Origin of the sequence: Gordonia sp. GONU (genome assembly GCF_024733855.1) — a bacterium.
In the GTDB taxonomy this organism is placed as follows: Bacteria; Actinomycetota; Actinomycetes; order Mycobacteriales; family Mycobacteriaceae; genus Gordonia; species Gordonia amicalis.
Map to the genome: position 1 here is coordinate 16,685 of NZ_JANRHB010000031.1, position 18,249 is coordinate 34,933.

At 67.0% G+C, this 18,249-nt stretch carries 11 protein-coding genes; all 11 read left to right on the plus strand.

The window, feature by feature from the left end:
* Window positions 1-36: 36 nt before the first annotated feature.
* The 11 genes from trpB (at window position 37) to NWF34_RS20485 (ending at window position 18,240) form a co-directional block, all read left to right on the plus strand.
* Window positions 37-1,371, plus strand: coding sequence for a tryptophan synthase subunit beta (trpB, locus tag NWF34_RS20435; RefSeq protein WP_024498860.1), 1,335 nt, complete (start codon window positions 37-39; stop codon window positions 1,369-1,371).
* Window positions 1,368-2,177, plus strand: a complete 810-nt coding sequence (gene trpA, locus NWF34_RS20440) for a tryptophan synthase subunit alpha (RefSeq protein WP_258325973.1) — start codon at window positions 1,368-1,370, stop codon at window positions 2,175-2,177. The genes trpB and trpA overlap by 4 nt, the downstream gene beginning before the upstream one ends.
* Window positions 2,178-2,355: 178 nt before the next feature.
* Window positions 2,356-4,245: a prolipoprotein diacylglyceryl transferase gene (gene lgt / locus NWF34_RS20445; RefSeq protein WP_375295695.1), complete on the plus strand. Its 1,890-nt coding sequence runs from the start codon at window positions 2,356-2,358 to the stop codon at window positions 4,243-4,245.
* A gap of 338 nt (window positions 4,246-4,583) precedes the next feature.
* Window positions 4,584-9,155: a glutamate synthase large subunit gene (gene gltB / locus NWF34_RS20450; RefSeq protein ID WP_258325975.1), complete on the plus strand. Its 4,572-nt coding sequence runs from the start codon at window positions 4,584-4,586 to the stop codon at window positions 9,153-9,155.
* Complete coding sequence (locus NWF34_RS20455) at window positions 9,148-10,653, plus strand: glutamate synthase subunit beta (protein ID WP_258325976.1); 1,506 nt, start codon at window positions 9,148-9,150, stop codon at window positions 10,651-10,653. Before gltB ends, NWF34_RS20455 begins: the two co-directional genes overlap by 8 nt.
* A 193-nt stretch (window positions 10,654-10,846) precedes the next feature.
* Window positions 10,847-12,271 (plus strand): pyruvate kinase, encoded by a 1,425-nt coding sequence (gene pyk / locus NWF34_RS20460; RefSeq protein ID WP_006437817.1) that lies wholly within the window; start codon window positions 10,847-10,849, stop codon window positions 12,269-12,271.
* Window positions 12,272-12,323: 52 nt separating this feature from the next.
* Entirely contained in the window at window positions 12,324-13,202 is an 879-nt protein-coding gene (locus NWF34_RS20465) for an acyl-CoA thioesterase II (protein ID WP_006437818.1), read from the plus strand.
* A gap of 10 nt (window positions 13,203-13,212) precedes the next feature.
* Window positions 13,213-13,677 (plus strand): hypothetical protein, encoded by a 465-nt coding sequence (locus NWF34_RS20470; RefSeq protein ID WP_258325977.1) that lies wholly within the window; start codon window positions 13,213-13,215, stop codon window positions 13,675-13,677.
* A 189-nt stretch (window positions 13,678-13,866) separates the two neighbouring features.
* Entirely contained in the window at window positions 13,867-15,846 is a 1,980-nt protein-coding gene (locus NWF34_RS20475) for an ABC transporter ATP-binding protein/permease (protein WP_258325978.1), read from the plus strand.
* A 109-nt stretch (window positions 15,847-15,955) separates the two neighbouring features.
* On the plus strand, window positions 15,956-17,791 hold the full coding sequence (locus NWF34_RS20480) for a long-chain fatty acid--CoA ligase (RefSeq protein WP_258325979.1): 1,836 nt from the start codon (window positions 15,956-15,958) through the stop codon (window positions 17,789-17,791).
* Complete coding sequence (locus NWF34_RS20485) at window positions 17,791-18,240, plus strand: DUF6325 family protein (protein ID WP_238063510.1); 450 nt, start codon at window positions 17,791-17,793, stop codon at window positions 18,238-18,240. The genes NWF34_RS20480 and NWF34_RS20485 overlap by 1 nt, the downstream gene beginning before the upstream one ends.
* The last annotated feature ends 9 nt before the right edge of the window (window positions 18,241-18,249 follow it).

Consider the following 18,249-nt stretch of genomic DNA (forward strand, 5'->3'; position numbering starts at 1 on the left):
CCATGTCGTCGTCGGCCCGATCGACTGTGAGATGTAGTGACCGCCCATCCTGATTCGGCCCATCCTGATTCTTCCGCGAGCACGGTGCTTCCGCCGGCCAGCACCGGACTGACCACGCGTACGTCGATCGAACCCGACGAGGGCGGTCACTTCGGCGTCTACGGCGGACGGCATGTGCCGGAGGCGTTGATGGCCGTCATCGACGAGGTCACCACAACCTTCTACAAGATCCGCTCCGACGACGACTTCCTCGCCGAACTCGACCGTCTGCAGCGTGATTACGCCGGACGGCCGTCGCCGCTGTACGAAGCGAAGCGTCTCGCCGAGTATGCGGGGGGAGCGCGCATCTTCCTCAAACGCGAGGACCTCAACCACACCGGCTCGCACAAGATCAACAACGTTCTGGGACAAGCGCTTCTGGCTCAGCGGATGGGCAAGAACCGCATCATCGCGGAGACCGGTGCCGGTCAGCACGGTGTCGCCACCGCCACCGTGTGTGCGCTGCTGGGTCTGGAGTGCGTGATCTACATGGGTCGCGTCGACACCGACCGTCAGGCGCTGAACGTCGCTCGGATGCGCCTGCTCGGCGCCGAGGTCATCGCCGTCGACAACGGTTCGGCAACCCTCAAGGACGCGATCAACGAGGCGATGCGCGATTGGGTCACCAACGCGCACAACACGTATTACTGCTTCGGCACTGCCGCGGGACCTCACCCGTTCCCGGTCATGGTCCGTGACCTCCAGCGCGTCGTCGGTCTCGAGGCTCGCGCCCAGATCCTGGACAAGGCCGGACGCCTGCCCGACGCGGTGACCGCTTGTGTCGGTGGTGGTTCCAACGCGATCGGGATATTCCACCCGTTCATCGACGACAAGGACGTTCGCCTCGTCGGTTTCGAGGCAGCCGGTGAGGGTGTCGAATCCGGCCGTCACGCAGCGACTTTCACCGGCGGGACGCCGGGGGCGTTCCAGGGCGCGTACTCATACCTGTTGCAGGACGAGGACGGTCAGACGATCGAATCCCACTCGATCTCCGCCGGTCTCGACTACCCGGGCGTCGGCCCCGAGCACGCCTATCTCAAGGACACCGGCCGGGCCGAGTACCGTCCGATCACCGACACCGAGGCGATGGACGCACTGGCGCTGTTGAGCCGCCGGGAAGGGATCATCCCGGCCATCGAGTCGGCCCACGCAGTCGCCGGTTCGCTCAAGCTGGGCAAGGAACTCGGCGAGGGCTCGATCATCGTCGTCAGCCTCTCCGGACGCGGCGACAAGGACGTCGACACCGCGGCGCGCTGGTTCGGCCTCTTCGACCCCCCGCCGTCACAGGACGAGGCGAAGACCACCAGCGGGCAACCGGGAGAGCAGGCATGAGCGCAGACACGATCCCGTCGAAAACCGGACCGGTGTTCGCCAAGTGCCGCGCGGAGAACCGCGCTGCCCTGATCGGCTACCTCCCGGTGGGTTATCCGACCGTCGACGATTCGCTGACGTCCTTCCGCACGATGGTCGACGCCGGTTGCGACATCATCGAGGTCGGCGTGCCCTACTCCGATCCGGTGATGGACGGTCCGACGATCCAGGAAGCCGCCGATCTCGCCCTCACCGACGGCGTCCGCGTCCATGACGTGTTCACGGCAGTCGAGGCGATCACCGCGGCGGGCGGCAACGCGGTCGTGATGACCTACTGGAATCCGGTGCTGCAGTACGGCGTCGACAAGTTCGCACGCGATCTCGCCAACGCCGGCGGCGCCGGTCTCATCACGCCGAACCTGATCCCCGAGGAAGGGGCCGCATGGCACGCGGCCTCCGACGAGCACGGGCTCGACCGCATCTATCTGGTCGCGCCGTCGTCGACCACCGAACGCATCGCATACACCGTCGACGCATCCCGCGGATTCGTGTACGCCGCATCCACCATGGGCGTCACCGGTGCGCGTGACGCGGTGTCGGACATGGCTCCCGAGCTGTGTGCCCGCGTCCGTGAGTACTCCGACATCCCCATCGGCGTCGGCCTCGGTGTCCGCAACCGCGAACAGGCCGCCCAGATCGCGTCCTATGCCGACGGCGTCATCGTCGGGTCGGCACTCGTGACCGCGGCCAAGGCCGGCCAGGACCGACTGGCGTCGCTCACCGCAGAACTCGCCGAGGGCGTGCGGTCGCGCCACGCCGCCGTCTGACGCCGGACCTGCTGCGCGAGTCGTTCGCCGCCGTCTCCTGCGTGTCCTGCTGGTCGAGTGAGGCCGGGGGCCACCCGAGGGCCGTATCGAGGCCAGGCGCGTCACCCGGCACCCGGACCGGACGGGCGTGAGTGGCCCGGTCGGATAGGGTTGCACCGTGAACGCGCCGACCTCGACGATGCTCGCCTACATCCCCAGTCCGCCTCAGGGCGTGTGGGATCTCGGACCGTTCCCGCTGCGCGCCTACGCGCTGTGCATCATCGCGGGGATCATCGTCGCGGTCTGGTGGGGCAATCGCCGGTGGATCGCCCGCGGGGGACAGGAAGGCGAGGTCCTCGACGTCGCGATCTGGGCGGTGCCGTTCGGTCTCCTCGGCGGTCGTCTCTACCACCTGATCACCGACTGGAAGACCTACTTCGGGGCCGACGCCCCCAAAGAACCGCTCGACGCCCTGCGAATCTGGGACGGCGGTCTCGGAATCTGGGGTGCGGTCGCCCTCGGTGCGGTCGGGGCGTGGATCGGCGCCCGACGCCGCGGCATCCGGTTGCCCGCCTTCGGCGATGCGATCGCCCCGCCGATCCTGTTGGCGCAGGCCATCGGCCGGCTCGGCAATTACTTCAACCAGGAGTTGTACGGCCGTGAGACGACGCTGCCCTGGGGTCTCAAGATCTATGAGCGCGTCAACGAGGCCGGTTACTCCGACGCGGGCCTGATCGACGGCAAGTCCAACGGCGTCGTCGTCGCCATCGTCCAGCCGACGTTCCTCTACGAACTCCTGTGGAACGTGCTGATCGTGGTGTTGCTGGTGGTCATCGACCGCAAGTTCCGCATCGGTCACGGTCGCCTGTTCGCGCTCTACATCGCGGGCTACTGCCTCGGCCGGTTCTTCATCGAGATGCTGCGCGACGACCGTGCCGCCGTCGCCAACGACATCGCCGGGATCCGCCCGAACCTCTTCACGGCCGCGCTCGTGTTCGTGTGCGCCATCGTCTACTTCGTGGTCGCGCCCAAGGGACGTGAACAAGGGTTGGAGATGTACCACCCCGAACGTGCCGCCGAACTCGAGGAGCAGGGCGTCGCCGGATACGTCGACGACTGGTACGACGAAGATCTCGACGACCTGGACGGCAAGAAGGCCGAGCCGGCAGCAGGCTCTACCACCCTGGACGTCCTCGACGACGAGATCGCCGAGGAGGCAAAGGAGGCCGAGGCGGTGGAGGACGCGGAGACGACCGAGACCACCGGAAGTGCCGAACCGGTGGTGGCCGAGACAGCGACAGCACAGGACGGCGAATCTGCCGATGAGGCGGCCGAGGACGCCGAGCCGAGCACGGTGGACGACTCGCAGGCCGACACCGAGACCGCGGACGGCGACGACACCGAGGCTGCCGAATCGGCGGTCGACGAAACCGCGCTCGACGAAACCGCGCTCGACGAAACCGCGCTCGACGAAACCGCGGTCACGGAAGCCGACGCTGAGTCCGCCGACGTGCAGCCAACCGCCGACGTGCAGCCAACCGGCGACACGGCGCCTGGCACAGCTGAGCCGGACACAGCTGCGTCGGACACAGTTGATTCGGACACGGCTGATTCGGAGGCGGTCGGGTCTGACGCGGAAGAGTCGGGCACCGTCGAGTCGGGCACCGTCGAGTCGGACACCGCCGAAACCGACACGGTCGAGTCGGACGCAGGGGAGTCCGACACCGCCGAATCCGACACGGTCGACTCGGACGCAGGGGAGTCCGACGCACCCGAGCCGGAGACTGAGACCACCGACTCCGGGGTCACCAACTCCGAGACCACCGACTCCGAGACCACCGACTCCGAGACCACGGGGTCCGGGATCACGGAATCCGAGGTGGGCGGCGTCGCCGAATCCGAGGACGCAGCAAGCGACGTCGCCGAAAGCGGGTCGTCGTCTGCCGAAACCGGTGACGCAGAATCTGCTGCCCCAGATGAAGCCGACGTGGAAGCGACCGACGCAGACCGGCCAGACGCCGGGGAGACCGACTCCACGAGCAGTTTCCGTCGCCGGGTCGCCTCCAGATTCGGTCGTCGTCGCCCCTGAAATAGACCCCAGTAAAGCGCCCTCCAGAGAGCCGCCGACGACATATTGTCGTCGGCGCCTCTGTCGAGGGTGGTTTTCCGGGGCGGATTCCGGTCGTGAGGATCACAGGACTCGAGCACCGGCGTGCCCCGTGGTGTTCGGATACGATCGAATCTCACGACGCGCGATCTCCGACCGCCCGGTACCGACCACCACGACCCTCGGGGTCGCGACGGTTTCGAATCAGCCCGGTACCGATCTCGGCACGGTCACTCGCTCGCCGCGCAATACTCCTCGGGCCAGTGCTGTCCCAGTGGACACTCAGCAGCGATCCGTTTCCGGATCGAGTGGAGGTAGTGATGCTGTTTTCTGCGCTCCCGGCCAAGCAGGGCCTGTACGACCCGGAGGCCGAGGTCGACTCGTGTGGCGTCGCGATGGTCACCGACATCCACGGCCGGCGTTCGCATTCGATCGTCGCCGACGGTCTTCTGGCACTGGAGAACCTCGAGCACCGCGGGGCCGCCGGAGCCGAGACCAACAGCGGTGACGGCGCCGGCATCCTGATCCAGCTGCCCGACGAATTGCTGCGTGCCACCACCGACTTCGAGCTTCCCGCGCCGGCCGCCGACGGCTCCCACACCTACGCGGCGGGCACGTGCTTCCTGCCGATGGACCCGGACCTGCGACAGCGGGCGATCGCACGGGTCGAGGCGCTCGCCGCCGACGAAGAAATCACGGTCCTCGGCTGGCGCGATGTGCCCGTCGATCACGAGCACGCCGACATCGGCGGGACCGCCGTCGCGTGTATGCCGTACATGATGCAGATCTTCGTCACCGTCGATCCCGAATCGGGTGCCGAACGCATCGGCGGCGTGGCCCTCGACCGCTTCATCTACCCCTTCCGCAAGCAGGCCGAGCGGGTCACGCCGGAGGTCGAGGAGGCGGGTACCGGCCTGTACTTCCCGTCGCTGTCGAGCCGCACCATGGTCTACAAGGGCATGCTCACCACGATGCAGTTGCCGCTGTACTACGCGGATCTGCGCGACGACCGGTGCCAGAGCGCCATCGCGATCGTCCATTCGCGGTTCTCGACGAACACGTTCCCGTCGTGGCCCCTCGCGCATCCGTTCCGGTTCGTCGCGCACAACGGCGAGATCAACACGGTGCGCGGCAACCGCAATCGCATGCGCGCCCGGGAGGCCCTGCTCGAGACCGAGCTCATCCCCGGCGACCTCAAGCGTGCCTTCCCCATCTGCACCCCCGAGGCCTCGGACTCGGCCTCGCTCGACGAGGTGCTCGAACTGCTGCATCTCGGCGGTCGCAGCGTGCCCCACGCGGTCATGATGATGGTCCCCGAAGCGTGGGAGAACGTCCCCGACATGGATCCCAAGCGCCGCGCGTTCCTGCAGTTCAACGCGTCGCTGATGGAGGCCTGGGATGGGCCGGCGTGCGTGACCTTCACCGACGGCACCGTCGTCGGCGCGGTCCTCGACCGCAACGGCCTGCGCCCCGGGCGATGGTGGCAGACCCGCGACGGCCGGATCATCCTCGCCTCCGAGGCGGGTGTCCTCGACGTCCCGATCGACGATGTCATCAGCAAGGGCCGCCTCGAGCCGGGCCGCATGTTCCTCGTCGACACGGCGCAGGGGCGGATCATCCCGGACGAGGAGATCAAGGGCGAGCTGATGAACGCCGAGGCGTACGACGAGTGGTTGCACGCCGGGCTCGTGGACATCGCCACGCTGCCCGAACGCCCGGTCTTCCAGCCCAACCACGACACCGTCGTCCGCCGGCAGCTGTCCTTCGGATACACCGAAGAGGACCTGCGGGTGCTGCTCACGCCGATGGCGGCGTCGGGGTACGAACCGCTCGGCTCGATGGGCACCGACACCCCGGTCGCGGTCCTGTCACAGCGCTCGCGGCTGCTCTACGACTACTTCGTCGAACTGTTCGCGCAGGTCACCAACCCGCCGCTGGACGCGATCCGCGAAGAGATCGTCACCTCGATGGGCCGCGTGATGGGTCCTGAGCAGAACCTGCTGAATCCCAGCGCCGCGTCGTGCCGTCAGATCATGCTGCACTGGCCGGTCCTCGACAACGCCGACCTCGCCAAGCTGGTCCACATCAACGACGACGGCGATCATCCGGGGTCGTCGGCCAAGCTGCTCCGTGCGCTGTACGAGGTGGCCGAGGGCGGAGCCGGTCTCGCGGCCGCGCTGGAGGATCTGCGTCAGCGGGCGAGCCAGGCGATCGCCGAGGGACACACCACCCTCGTCATCTCGGATCGGCTCACCGACTCCGACCACGCGCCGATCCCGTCGCTGTTGGCCACCTCGGCCGTCCACCACCATCTGGTGCGCACCAAGGAGCGAACCCGGGTCGCACTGGTCGTCGAATCCGGCGACGCCCGCGAGGTCCACCACATCGCGACGCTCATCGGTTTCGGGGCGGCCGCGGTCAACCCGTACCTGGCGCTCGAGACGATCGAGGACCTCATCGCCGAGGGTGAACTGACCGGCGTCACACCGTCGAAGGCGATCCGCAACTACCTCGAGGCGCTCGGCAAGGGTGTGCTGAAGGTGATGAGCAAGATGGGTATCTCCACGATCAGCTCCTACACCGCCGCACAGGCTTTCGAGGCCGTGGGCCTGTCGTCGGAGGTGGTGCGCGAGTACTTCACCCGCACGGTGTCGCGCATCGAGGGCGTGGGACTCGACGAACTGGCCGAGGAGGTGCGCATACGTCACCACCGCGCCTTCCCGGAGAATCCCACCGAACAGGTCTACCGCCGTCTCGACTCCGGCGGCGAGTACCAGTACCGCCGGGACGGGGAACTGCACCTGTTCACCCCGGAAACCGTCTTCCTGCTGCAGCACGCCACCAAGACCGGGCGGGCCGAGATCTTCCAGAAGTACTCCGACGAGGTCGACCGGCTGTCTCGCGAAGGCGGCACGCTCCGCGGTCTCTTCGAATTCGATCTCGATGCGCGCGAACCGATCCCGCTCGAGGAGGTGGAATCGGTCGAGGAGATCCTGAAGCGCTTCAACACCGGTGCCATGAGCTACGGCTCGATCTCTGCCGAGGCCCACGAGACCATCGCGATGGCGATGAACAGGATCGGCGGCCGGTCCAACTCGGGTGAGGGTGGCGAGGACGTCGACCGTCTCTACGACCCGGAACGCCGCAGCGCCGTCAAGCAGGTCGCGTCCGGGCGGTTCGGTGTCACCAGCGACTACCTGATCAACGCGACCGACATCCAGATCAAGATGGCCCAGGGCGCGAAACCCGGTGAGGGAGGCCAGCTTCCGGCGTACAAGGTGTACCCGTGGATCGCCAAGACCAGGCATTCGACGCCGGGTGTCGCGTTGATCTCGCCGCCGCCGCACCACGACATCTACTCGATCGAGGACCTCGCCCAGCTGATCCACGATCTGAAGAACGCCAACTCCGAAGCGCGCATCCACGTCAAGCTGGTCAGCGCGGTGGGCGTGGGGACGGTCGCGACGGGCGTGTCGAAAGCGCATGCCGACGTCGTGCTGATCTCCGGACACGACGGCGGCACCGGTGCGTCGCCGCTGACCTCGCTCAAGCATGCCGGCACCCCGTGGGAGATCGGACTCGCCGACGCCCAGCAGACGTTGATGCTCAACGGACTTCGCGACCGGATCACCGTCCAGTGTGACGGTGCACTGCGTACCGGCCGAGACGTCATCATGGCGGCGTTGCTCGGCGCCGAGGAGTACGGCTTCTCGACCGCGCCCCTGATCGTGGCCGGGTGCATCATGATGCGCGTCTGTCATCTCGACACGTGCCCCGTGGGTGTCGCCACCCAGAACCCGCAGCTGCGGTCGCGGTTCACCGGCCAGGTCGATCACCTGGTCAACTTCTTCCGCTTCATCGCCGAGGACGTGCGGAAGTATCTGGCGCAGCTGGGGTACCGGACCCTCGACGAGGCCATCGGGCAGTCGCAGCGTCTGCACACCGACGCCGCGGTCGCGCATTGGAAGTCGAAAGGACTCGATCTGTCCCCGATCTTCCGCAAGGTGGAGGACAAGGGTCCGAGCCGTCGGGTGCGGGAGCAGTACCACGCACTCGACCGTGCACTGGACCAGACGCTCATCCAGCTCGCCGAGGGTGCGCTGGAGGACGCCCACCCGGTCACGCTCGAACTGCCGGTGCGCAACGTCAACCGGACCGTGGGCACCCTGCTCGGGGCCGAGGTCACGCGACGCTATGGCGCCGAGGGCCTGGCCGAGGACACGATCGTGGTGAAGCTGGAGGGTTCGGCCGGCCAGTCGCTGGGCGCGTTCCTGCCGCCCGGCGTGACGATCAAGCTCACCGGTGACACCAACGACTACGTCGGGAAGGGGCTGTGCGGCGGCAAGATCGTCGTCGCCCCGCATCCCGACTCGTGGTTCGTGGCCGAGGACCAGGTCATCGCCGGCAACACCATCCTCTACGGCGCGACCTCGGGTGAGGTGTACCTGAGAGGCCGCGTGGGCGAACGTTTCTCGGTTCGCAACTCGGGTGCGACCGCGGTGGTCGAGGGTGTCGGTGACCACGCGTGCGAGTACATGACCGGCGGGCGCGTGGTGATCCTCGGACCGACGGGACGCAACCTGGCGGCGGGGATGTCGGGTGGTATCGCCTACGTGCACGACCTCGACCGGACCAAGGTCAACATGGCGATGGTCAAGCTCATGCGCCCGGACCCCGACGATCTGGCATGGCTCAAGGAGACCGTCGCCAGACACACCGACCTGACGGGGTCGGCGATGGGCGCCTCGATCCTGGCGGACTGGCCCCGCCGCTGCCTGGCGTTCACGAAGGTGATGCCCACCGATTACAAGCGCGTGCTCGACGCGGCCAGGATGGCCGAGGCCGAGGGACGCGACGTCGATTCAGCGATCATGGAGGCGGCACGTGGCTGATCCGCGCGGGTTCCTGGAAGTCCCGAAGAAAGAAGCGAAGTACCGTCCGGTCGCCGAGCGCGTCCAGGACTGGGACGATGTCTACGTCCACGCCGACAACCCGGTGAAGGTGCTCGAGGAGGTCAGTACCCAGGCGCGCCGCTGCATGGACTGCGGTATCCCGTTCTGCCACTCCGGTTCCGCGGGTTGCCCGCTGGGCAACCTGATCCCGGAGTGGAACGACCTCGTCCGTCGCGGCCGCTGGGACGCGGCGAGCAGCCGGCTCCACGCCACCAACAACTTTCCCGAGTTCACCGGGATGGTGTGCCCGGCGCCGTGTGAGGCCGCCTGTGTCCTGTCGATCTCCGAGTCCGCGACCGGCGGCAGCGTCACCATCAAACGCATCGAGAAGACCATCGCCTACGAGTCGTGGGCGGAGGGCGTCATCGGACCCGAACCGCCGGCGTCCAAGACCGGGAAGTCGGTGGGGGTGGTCGGTTCCGGTCCGGCCGGACTCGCCGCGGCGCAACAGCTCACGCGTGCCGGGCACGACGTGACCGTCTACGAGCGCGACGACCGGCTCGGTGGCTTGCTGCGCTACGGCATCCCCGAGTACAAGCTGCAGAAGTCCGACATCGATCGGCGTATCGCCCAGATGCGCGCCGAGGGAACGGAGTTCGCCACCAGTTGCGACGTCGGCACCGACCTGTCCGTCGGCGACCTGCAGGCGCGACACGACGCCGTCGTCCTGGCCATCGGCGCGATGCAGGCCCGCGACAACCCGGTGCCCGGTCGCGAGCTCAACGGGGTCCACCTGGCAATGGAACATCTCGTGCCCGCCAACCGGGAGTGCGAGGGCGACGGCCCGTCGCCGATCACCGCGGCCGGCAAGCACGTCGTCATCATCGGCGGCGGCGACACCGGCGCGGACTGCCTGGGCACCGCCCACCGGCAGGGCGCGGCCTCGGTGGTCCAGCTCGACTACAACCCCGAACTCCCCGACGAACGCGACGACACGCGCTCGCCGTGGCCGACCTGGCCGCTGGTCATGCGGACCTCCAGTGCGCACGCCGAGGGCGGTGAACGCAGGTACCAGGTGGCCGTCCAGCGTTTCCTCGGCGACGAGGAGGGCAACGTCACCACCATGGTCCTCGCGGAGGTCGAGGTACGACGAGACGCCGACGGTCGACGCGAGATCAAACCGGTCGGGGAGGAGTTCGAGATCCCCTGTGAGCTGGCACTTTTCGCGATCGGCTTCGCCGGTGTGGAGCGCGGCGAACTGCTGTCGGGACTGGCGATCGAACCCAACAAGAGGGGCGCCATCTCGTGCGGAAGTGATTGGCAGACAGACGCTCCCGGCGTTTTCGTGTGTGGGGACGCACATCGCGGTGCATCGCTGGTGGTGTGGGCGATCGCCGAGGGCCGGTCGACGGCGCGGGCGGTGGACGAGTACCTCGTCGGTGAATCCGACCTACCCTCTCCGGTCCGGCCCGCGGCCCTGCCGCTCTCCGTGCGCTGAGGAGTGGAGCCAACGGAGCATCGCGGTCGCCGACCGAAACGGCGGGGACGGCGAACACGCGCGAGCTGCCTGTGTGACTCGAACTGCGTACCGGGAAGTAGTGGACCGTCACCTGCGACAACACCACGTGACCACTGGATGACGTCTGTGACGGCGCGTGGAGATGCTCCACCGACGGGACTAAGGTGTTGGTGTGACTCGGCGAACCAAGATTGTCTGCACCATGGGTCCGGCCACCTCCAGCGACGAACGCCTCAAGGAACTCGTCGCCAGCGGTATGGATGTGGCCCGGATGAACTTCAGCCACGGCAAGCACGAGGACCATGCTGCCGTCTACGCGCGCGTCCGCAAGGCCTCCGATGCGGCGGAGAAGGCCGTCGGCATCCTCGCCGACCTGCAGGGACCCAAGATCCGGCTCGGTCGTTTCGACGGCTGCGACGGGGCGACCGTCTGGGAGACGGGTGAGGAGATCCGGATCACCGTCGACGATGTCGAGGGCACCCACGATCGCGTCTCCACCACCTACAAGCAGCTGTCGGAGGATGCGAGCCCGGGCGACCGGCTCCTCGTCGACGACGGCAAGGTCGGACTGACGGTCTCGTCGATCGACGGCAACGATGTGGTCTGCACCGTCACCGAGGGTGGCCCGGTCAGCAACAACAAGGGTCTGTCGCTGCCGGGTATGAGCGTTTCGGTGCCCGCGCTGTCCGAGAAGGACATCGCGGACCTCGAGTTCGCACTCGGTCTCGGTGTCGACATGATCGCGCTGTCGTTCGTGCGCAGCCCGTCCGACATCGAACTCGTCCACGAGGTCATGGATCGGGTGGGCCGCCGGGTGCCGGTCATCGCGAAGCTGGAGAAGCCGGAGGCCATCGAGAACCTCGAGGCCATCGTCCTGGCCTTCGACGCCATCATGGTCGCCCGCGGCGACCTCGGCGTCGAACTGCCGCTCGAGCAGGTGCCGCTCGTGCAGAAGCGGGCCATCCAGATGGCCCGTGAGAACGCCAAGCCGGTGATCGTCGCGACCCAGATGCTCGACTCGATGATCGAGAACTCGCGACCCACCCGCGCCGAGGCGTCCGACGTGGCCAACGCCGTTCTCGACGGTGCGGACGCGGTGATGCTCTCCGGCGAGACCTCGGTGGGGAAGTACCCGCTCGAGACCGTCCGCACGATGGACCGCATCTGCCGGGCCGTCGAGTCCGGTCCGCGTGACGTGCCGCCGCTGTCGCATGTGCCCCGCACCAAGCGAGGCGTCATCTCCTACGCGGCCCGGGACATCGGCGAACGCCTCGAGGTGAAGGCACTCGTCGCGTTCACCCAGTCCGGCGACACCGTCCGGCGCCTCGCCCGGCTGCATTCGCGGCTGCCGCTGCTGGCCTTCACGCCGACGCAGGAGGTACGGAGTCAGCTCGCACTGAGCTGGGGCACGGAGACGTTCATCGTCAACAACGTCGACACCACCGACCACATGATCGACCAGGTCGACCATCAGTTGCTGCGCATCGGGCGACTGTCCGAGGGTGACGTGGTGGTCATCGTGGCCGGCGCCCCGCCCGGCACCGTCGGCTCCACCAACCTCATCCACGTCCACCGCATCGGCGAGCAGGACCACTGACAAGCACGACCACCGACACCGAGGTCCCCGGTCTGTCACTAGGGTGAAGGCCATGACCGTGGAACAGACCGGGGATCTCGGCAAGCTGCTCGCACTGCTCGACGTGGAACGTCGCGACGAGGACGTGTTCATCGGACACCACCCGGAGCAGGTCACCGCACGCACCTTCGGCGGGCAGCTCCTCGGGCAGGGAGTGGTGGCCGCATCCCGCAGCCTGACGCGCGGCAACCCGCCGATCCACGCGTTGCACGCACACTTCATCCGCGGCGGCGACGTCACCAAACCAATGGAGTACCACGTCGACCGGTTCCGCGACGGCAAGTCCTTCGCCAATCGTCAGGTCACCGCCAAGCAGAACGGCGAAGAGATCTTCACGATGCTGGTGGCCTTCCAGGACAACGCCGCCGGACTCGAGCACGCGGTGGAGATTCCGCAGGTGCCCTACCCGGAGGAATTGCCAACTCTCGGAGAGCATTTCAAGGGATTCGAGGACCGGATCGCCACCTTCGTGAACGCCCTGCATCCGGTCGACATCCGCTTCGCGAATGATCCGAGCTGGAAGGCCAAGGAGGCCGGGCACAAGCTCACCGACAACCGGGTGTGGATGAAGGCCGACGGCGTGATGCCCGACGACCCCGTGATGCACGTCGCCGCAATGTGTTACGCCTCCGACACCACGGTCCTCGACTCCATCATCACCACTCACGGACTGTCGTGGGGCATCGACCGGCTGTTCGCGGCGACCGTGAACCACTCGATGTGGTTCCATCGCGAGTTCCGATTCGACGACTGGTTGCTGTACGCGACGCGTTCGCCGGTGGCGACGGGTTCGCGCGGCATGGGGTCGGGACGATTCTGGATGCGGGACGGCACCCTCGCGACGTCGGTCGTGCAGGAAGCGTTGATCAAGTACTTCCCGCCCAAGAAGTGACTTCTTCGAAATGACTGCAGCCCAGGAGATGTGGCTCGATCCCGGCCCGCCCCTCCCACGCCGGACCTGGCAGCGCAGGACGCGTCGACCGGTCATCGTCGGAACCACGCTTGCGATGGTGCTGTTCGCCGCCGTTGTGATCGGCGCCCTGCTGGTCGGACTCCTGACCACCCAGACGTTCACGGCCAAGGGCGGCGTCGTCGCCGATTGCGCAACGGAGGTCGCGGCGCTGCCCGACGGCGGACGCATCGTCCGCGGCGCGCAGGTCGCGATCTACGACGCCGCCGGCGGTGAGGTCGCCGTCACCTCGCTCGACCGCTTCCTGCGCGCGGATGACGGGTGCCAACTGACCTTCGAGGTCGACGGCGTGACGTTCACCGACGCCGGCTATGTCGTCCGGATCGGCGATCGTTTCTCCCAACCGGTCTCCACGTCCGCCCTCCAACAGGGTGCGGTGCTCCGGTCCCTCGCCTGAGTTCCGCCGACCCGTCGCGACATGGGCCGCAGTTGTCCGGACAGCCGGTGAACGCCGGGTTAAACTGCGCCGGATCATTGTTGGGCCCGGACCCGTTGTGTCGACTGCATCTCCGACGCTCCGCGTGCAGACGGGCCGCGATGTCGCCCGGCGTTCCCGGCTGCGACGTCCGACGGTAAGGGAGTGTGCGTGGAGTACAGCATCGACTGGGGCAACGAGGTGTGGGCCAGCCTGAAGTGGCTGGCCATCGCATTCGGGATCTCCGCGGCGTCGATTCTCGTCATCGGATTCCTGCTCGCCCGCTTCAGCCGGTGGGGCAGGCCGCTGTGGCGCGTCATCGGCGGATTCTTCACCGAGCCCGGCACGCGACTGCGGGCCTGGGGGCTGGCCGCGGCGCTCACCCTGCTCGCACTGATGGGTGTGCGGGTGACGGTGCTGTTCTCGTACTTCAGCAATGACCTCTTCACCGGCCTGCAGACCGCTGCCGAGGGATTGGCAGGCGGTCCGCAGGGTGCCGACCTGCTTCAGGCCGGCAAGGATGCGTTCTGGCATTCCATGATGGTGTTCGCGATCCTCGCGTCGCTCCACGTGGTGCGCACCATGATCGAGATCTACGTCGGGGCCGCATTCGAGATCAACCTCCGCCGCTGGATGACCGCCGGGGCATCGGCGGACTGGATGAACGGACGCGCCTTCTACCGCAATCGCTTCGTCGACCTCAGTGCGGGACTCATGCGGCGGAGGTGGTTCCGCCGCACATCGGAGCCCTCGAGCAGGCCGACCGACATCCATCCCGGGGTCGACAACCCCGACCAGCGCATCCAGGCCGACATCACCAACGTCGCGTCCGTCGGATCGTCGTTGCTCTGGGGCGGTGGCGGTTCGTCGACCAACGGTGTGCTCACGGCGGTCGCCTCGATCGTGTCCTTCTCGAAGATCCTCTGGGATCTGTCGGGGCCGGTGACGCTCCTCGGTGTCGAGATCCCACGGATGATGATGTGGCTGGTTTTCGTGTACGTGCTGGTGACGAGCGTCGTGGCGTTCGCCATCGGTCGACCGCTCATCCGTCTCAACTTCTGGAACGAGCGGCTCACCGCGAATTTCCGCTACGCGCTCGTCCGGGTCCGCGACAGTGCGGAGAACATCGCGTTCTATCGCGGAGAACGGGTCGAACACTCCGGACTGATGTCCCGGTTCGCGGCGGTCATCAGGAACTACTGGCAGATCGTCCATGTCCGGATGGCCTTCGTCGGCTGGAACTTCAGCGTCAGCCAGCTCGCGGTGGTGTTCCCGTATCTGGTGCAGATCCCGCGGTTCTTCGACGGCCAGATCAAGCTCGGCGACATGCAGCAGACGGCGTCGGCCTTCGGCGAGATGCACGACGCACTCTCCTTCTTCCGGACCGCGTATGACGACTTCACCGGTCTGCGCGCGTCGATCATCCGTCTCGACGGGTTGGCCGACGCCGACGTCAAGTCGCGAGCCATGCCCGAGATCACGACCACCGATCGGGAACGCGCAGTGCGTCTCGCCGACATCGACGTGAACACCCCGAGCGGCGACGAGCTGATCCGCGCACTCAACGTCTCTCTCGATCCCGGTGACGCGCTGGTCATCAAGGGTCGTTCGGGTTCGGGCAAGACCACTCTCCTGCGGGGACTGGCCGGCCTGTGGCCGTTCATCGACGGCGAGTTCGCCCGTCCGCCGGGTGACCACACCCTGTTCCTCTCGCAGATGCCCTACATCCCGCTGGGTGATCTGAGGACCGCGGTCGCCTATCCGGCGCTTCCCGACGACGTCGGCGACGACGCCGTCAAGCGGGCCCTGGAGAAGGTGTTCCTGCCGCATCTCGTCGACCGTCTGCACGATGAGGAGGACTGGGCCAAAGTGCTCTCGCCGGGCGAGCAGCAGCGCGTCGCGTTCGCTCGCATCCTGCTGACGAAGCCGCAGGCGGTGTTCATGGACGAGGCGACCTCGGCGGTCGACGAGGGCCTCGAATACGCGCTGTACCAACTGATCCGGACCGAGCTCCCAGAGACGATCCTGGTGTCGGTCAGCCACCGGAGCACCACCGACCAGCACCACACCGAAGTGCTGGAACTGACCGGTGGAGGGGCGTGGACGCTGTCGCCGGTCGACTCGAGTCTTTCGCTAGACAAACAGTATTGACCTGCAGTTTTCGATCTGGTCACCGTTTGGCGTGAACCGATCCTCGCCACGGTTACCCTCGCTAGTGTGATGTGCAGCACAACCATCGCACTGGCGATTAGAGGACCAGATGAGCGCTCCAGACCTGATCACCTTTCCCCATGAGACCGGCGTCGACGTGTCGACGATCCCGGCCGCGTTCCAGCAGACGGTCACGGTCCGTCCGGACGCCGTGGCCATCCGTACCGCCGGCGGCGGTCGGCAGATCACCTGGGCGCAGTACGCCACCGGGGTCGAGGCCATCGCCGGTGGACTCGCGGCGCTCGGCATCGGGCGCGGCGACACCATCGGCCTCATGCTGACCAATCGGCCGGAGTTCCACTTGGTCGACACCGCGGCAGTGCACCTCGGTGCGGTCCCGTTCTCGATCTACAACACGAGCTCGTCCGACCAGATCGAGTACCTGTTCGGCAACGCCGGGAACTCGGTGGTGATCACCGAGCAGAAGTTCCTGCCGGTGATCACATCGGCGAACACCGGCGTCGAACGCATCATCGTCGTCGATGGGGTGGCCGCCGACGCGATCTCGCTCGACGACGTCGCCCGCACGCCGCCGCCCGATGGGTTCGATTTCACCGCGTCGTGGCGGGCGGTGGAACCCGAAGACCTGGCGACCCTGATCTACACCTCCGGGACCACGGGACCTCCGAAAGGCGTCGAGATCACCCACCGCAACATCGTCGCGGAGATGGCCGCGCTGACGGAGAAGGTCGACGTGGGGTTCGACGACCGCTCGATCTCCTATCTGCCGTCCGCGCACATCGCCGATCGGGTGTCGTCGCATGCGGCGAACATCATGCGCGGCATGCAGATCACCACGGTGTCGGACCCGCGCGAGATCGCCGCGGCGTTGCCCGAAGTGCACCCGACGTTCATCTTCGGGGTCCCGCGGGTGTGGCAGAAGATCCGGGCCGGCATCGAGGCGAAGGTCGCCGAGGAGTCCAGTCCGGTGAAGAGAGTGCTCGCCGGTTGGGCCTTCGGCGTGGGAGCAGCCGGTGTTCAGGCACAGATCGACGGCAAGGGGCTGGGTGTCCTCGCCAGGGCTCAGCGTGGCCTCGCCGACCGGTTGGTGCTGCACAAGGTGCGTGCCGCGCTCGGACTGGACCAGATCAAGTTCGCCGGCTCGGGTGCCGCAGCGATCCCACCAGAGGTGCTGAAGTTCTTCCTGGGCTTGGGAATCCCGATTCTCGAGGTGTGGGGGATGTCGGAGACCACCGGTGTGTCGACGATGACCACGCCCGACAACCTCAAGATCGGCACCGTCGGCCCACCGATACGTGGCATGGAGGTCAGACTCGCCGACGACGGTGAGCTGTTCGTCCGCGGCCCCGTGGTGATGCGCGGATACCGGGGCCAACCCGAGAAGACGGCGGAGGCGATCGACGCCGACGGTTGGTTGTCGACCGGTGACATCGCGAAGATCGACGACGACGGCAACGTCATCATCATCGACCGTAAGAAGGAACTCATCATCAACGAGTCCGGAAAGAACATGTCGCCCACCAATATCGAGAACGCGATGAAGGCGGCGTCGTCGTTGATCAGTCAGGTGGCCGCGATCGGCGATGCGAAGCCGTATGTCTCCGCGCTGGTCGTGCTCGACCCGGAGGTCGTGGCGGCGCGCGCCGAGAAGCTGAATCTGCCCGACGCCGACCTCACCGAACTGTCCGTGCATCCCGAGGTCGTGGACGAGGTCTCGACCGCCATTCGTACTGCCAACAAAAGGCTGTCCCGCGTGGAGCAGGTCAAGCGGTTCACCATCGTCCCCGTCACGTGGGATCCGGGCGGGGATGAACTGACACCGACGATGAAGCTGCGCCGCGCTCCGATCGCCACGAAGTACGCGGCCGAGATCGGTGCCCTGTACGAACCGCAGCCGGGTGACGCCGTAGTGGATCTGCGGTAATGACCGCCGCCGCCGATCGTGATCAGGCCCCTGATCGTGAACTGGGTCCGGTCGACTACGTCGTCGTCGAATGGGCCGGGCGAGAACCCACCGGTGAGGCGTTGCCCTACCTGATGGACCTGATCGACCGCGGGATCGTGCGTCTCATCGACATCGTCTTCCTGACCAAGGGGGCCGACGGAGCCGTCGCCGAGGTCGAGATCGGGGAACTGGGTGTGGAGTTCGCGATCTTCGACGGAGCGGCGACGTCGATTCTCGATGAGACCGACATCGCCGAGGCGGCCACTGCGATCGAACCGGGTTCCAGTGCAGCGGTTCTCGTGTGGGAGAACCTGTGGGCCGCTCCGTTCGCCACGGCGTTGCGCAACAACGGTGGGCGCGTGGTCGCATCGGGCCGGATTCCGGTCGACGCGCTCCTCGAATCGCTCGACGCGATCGAGCGATCGTGATCGTCTCGA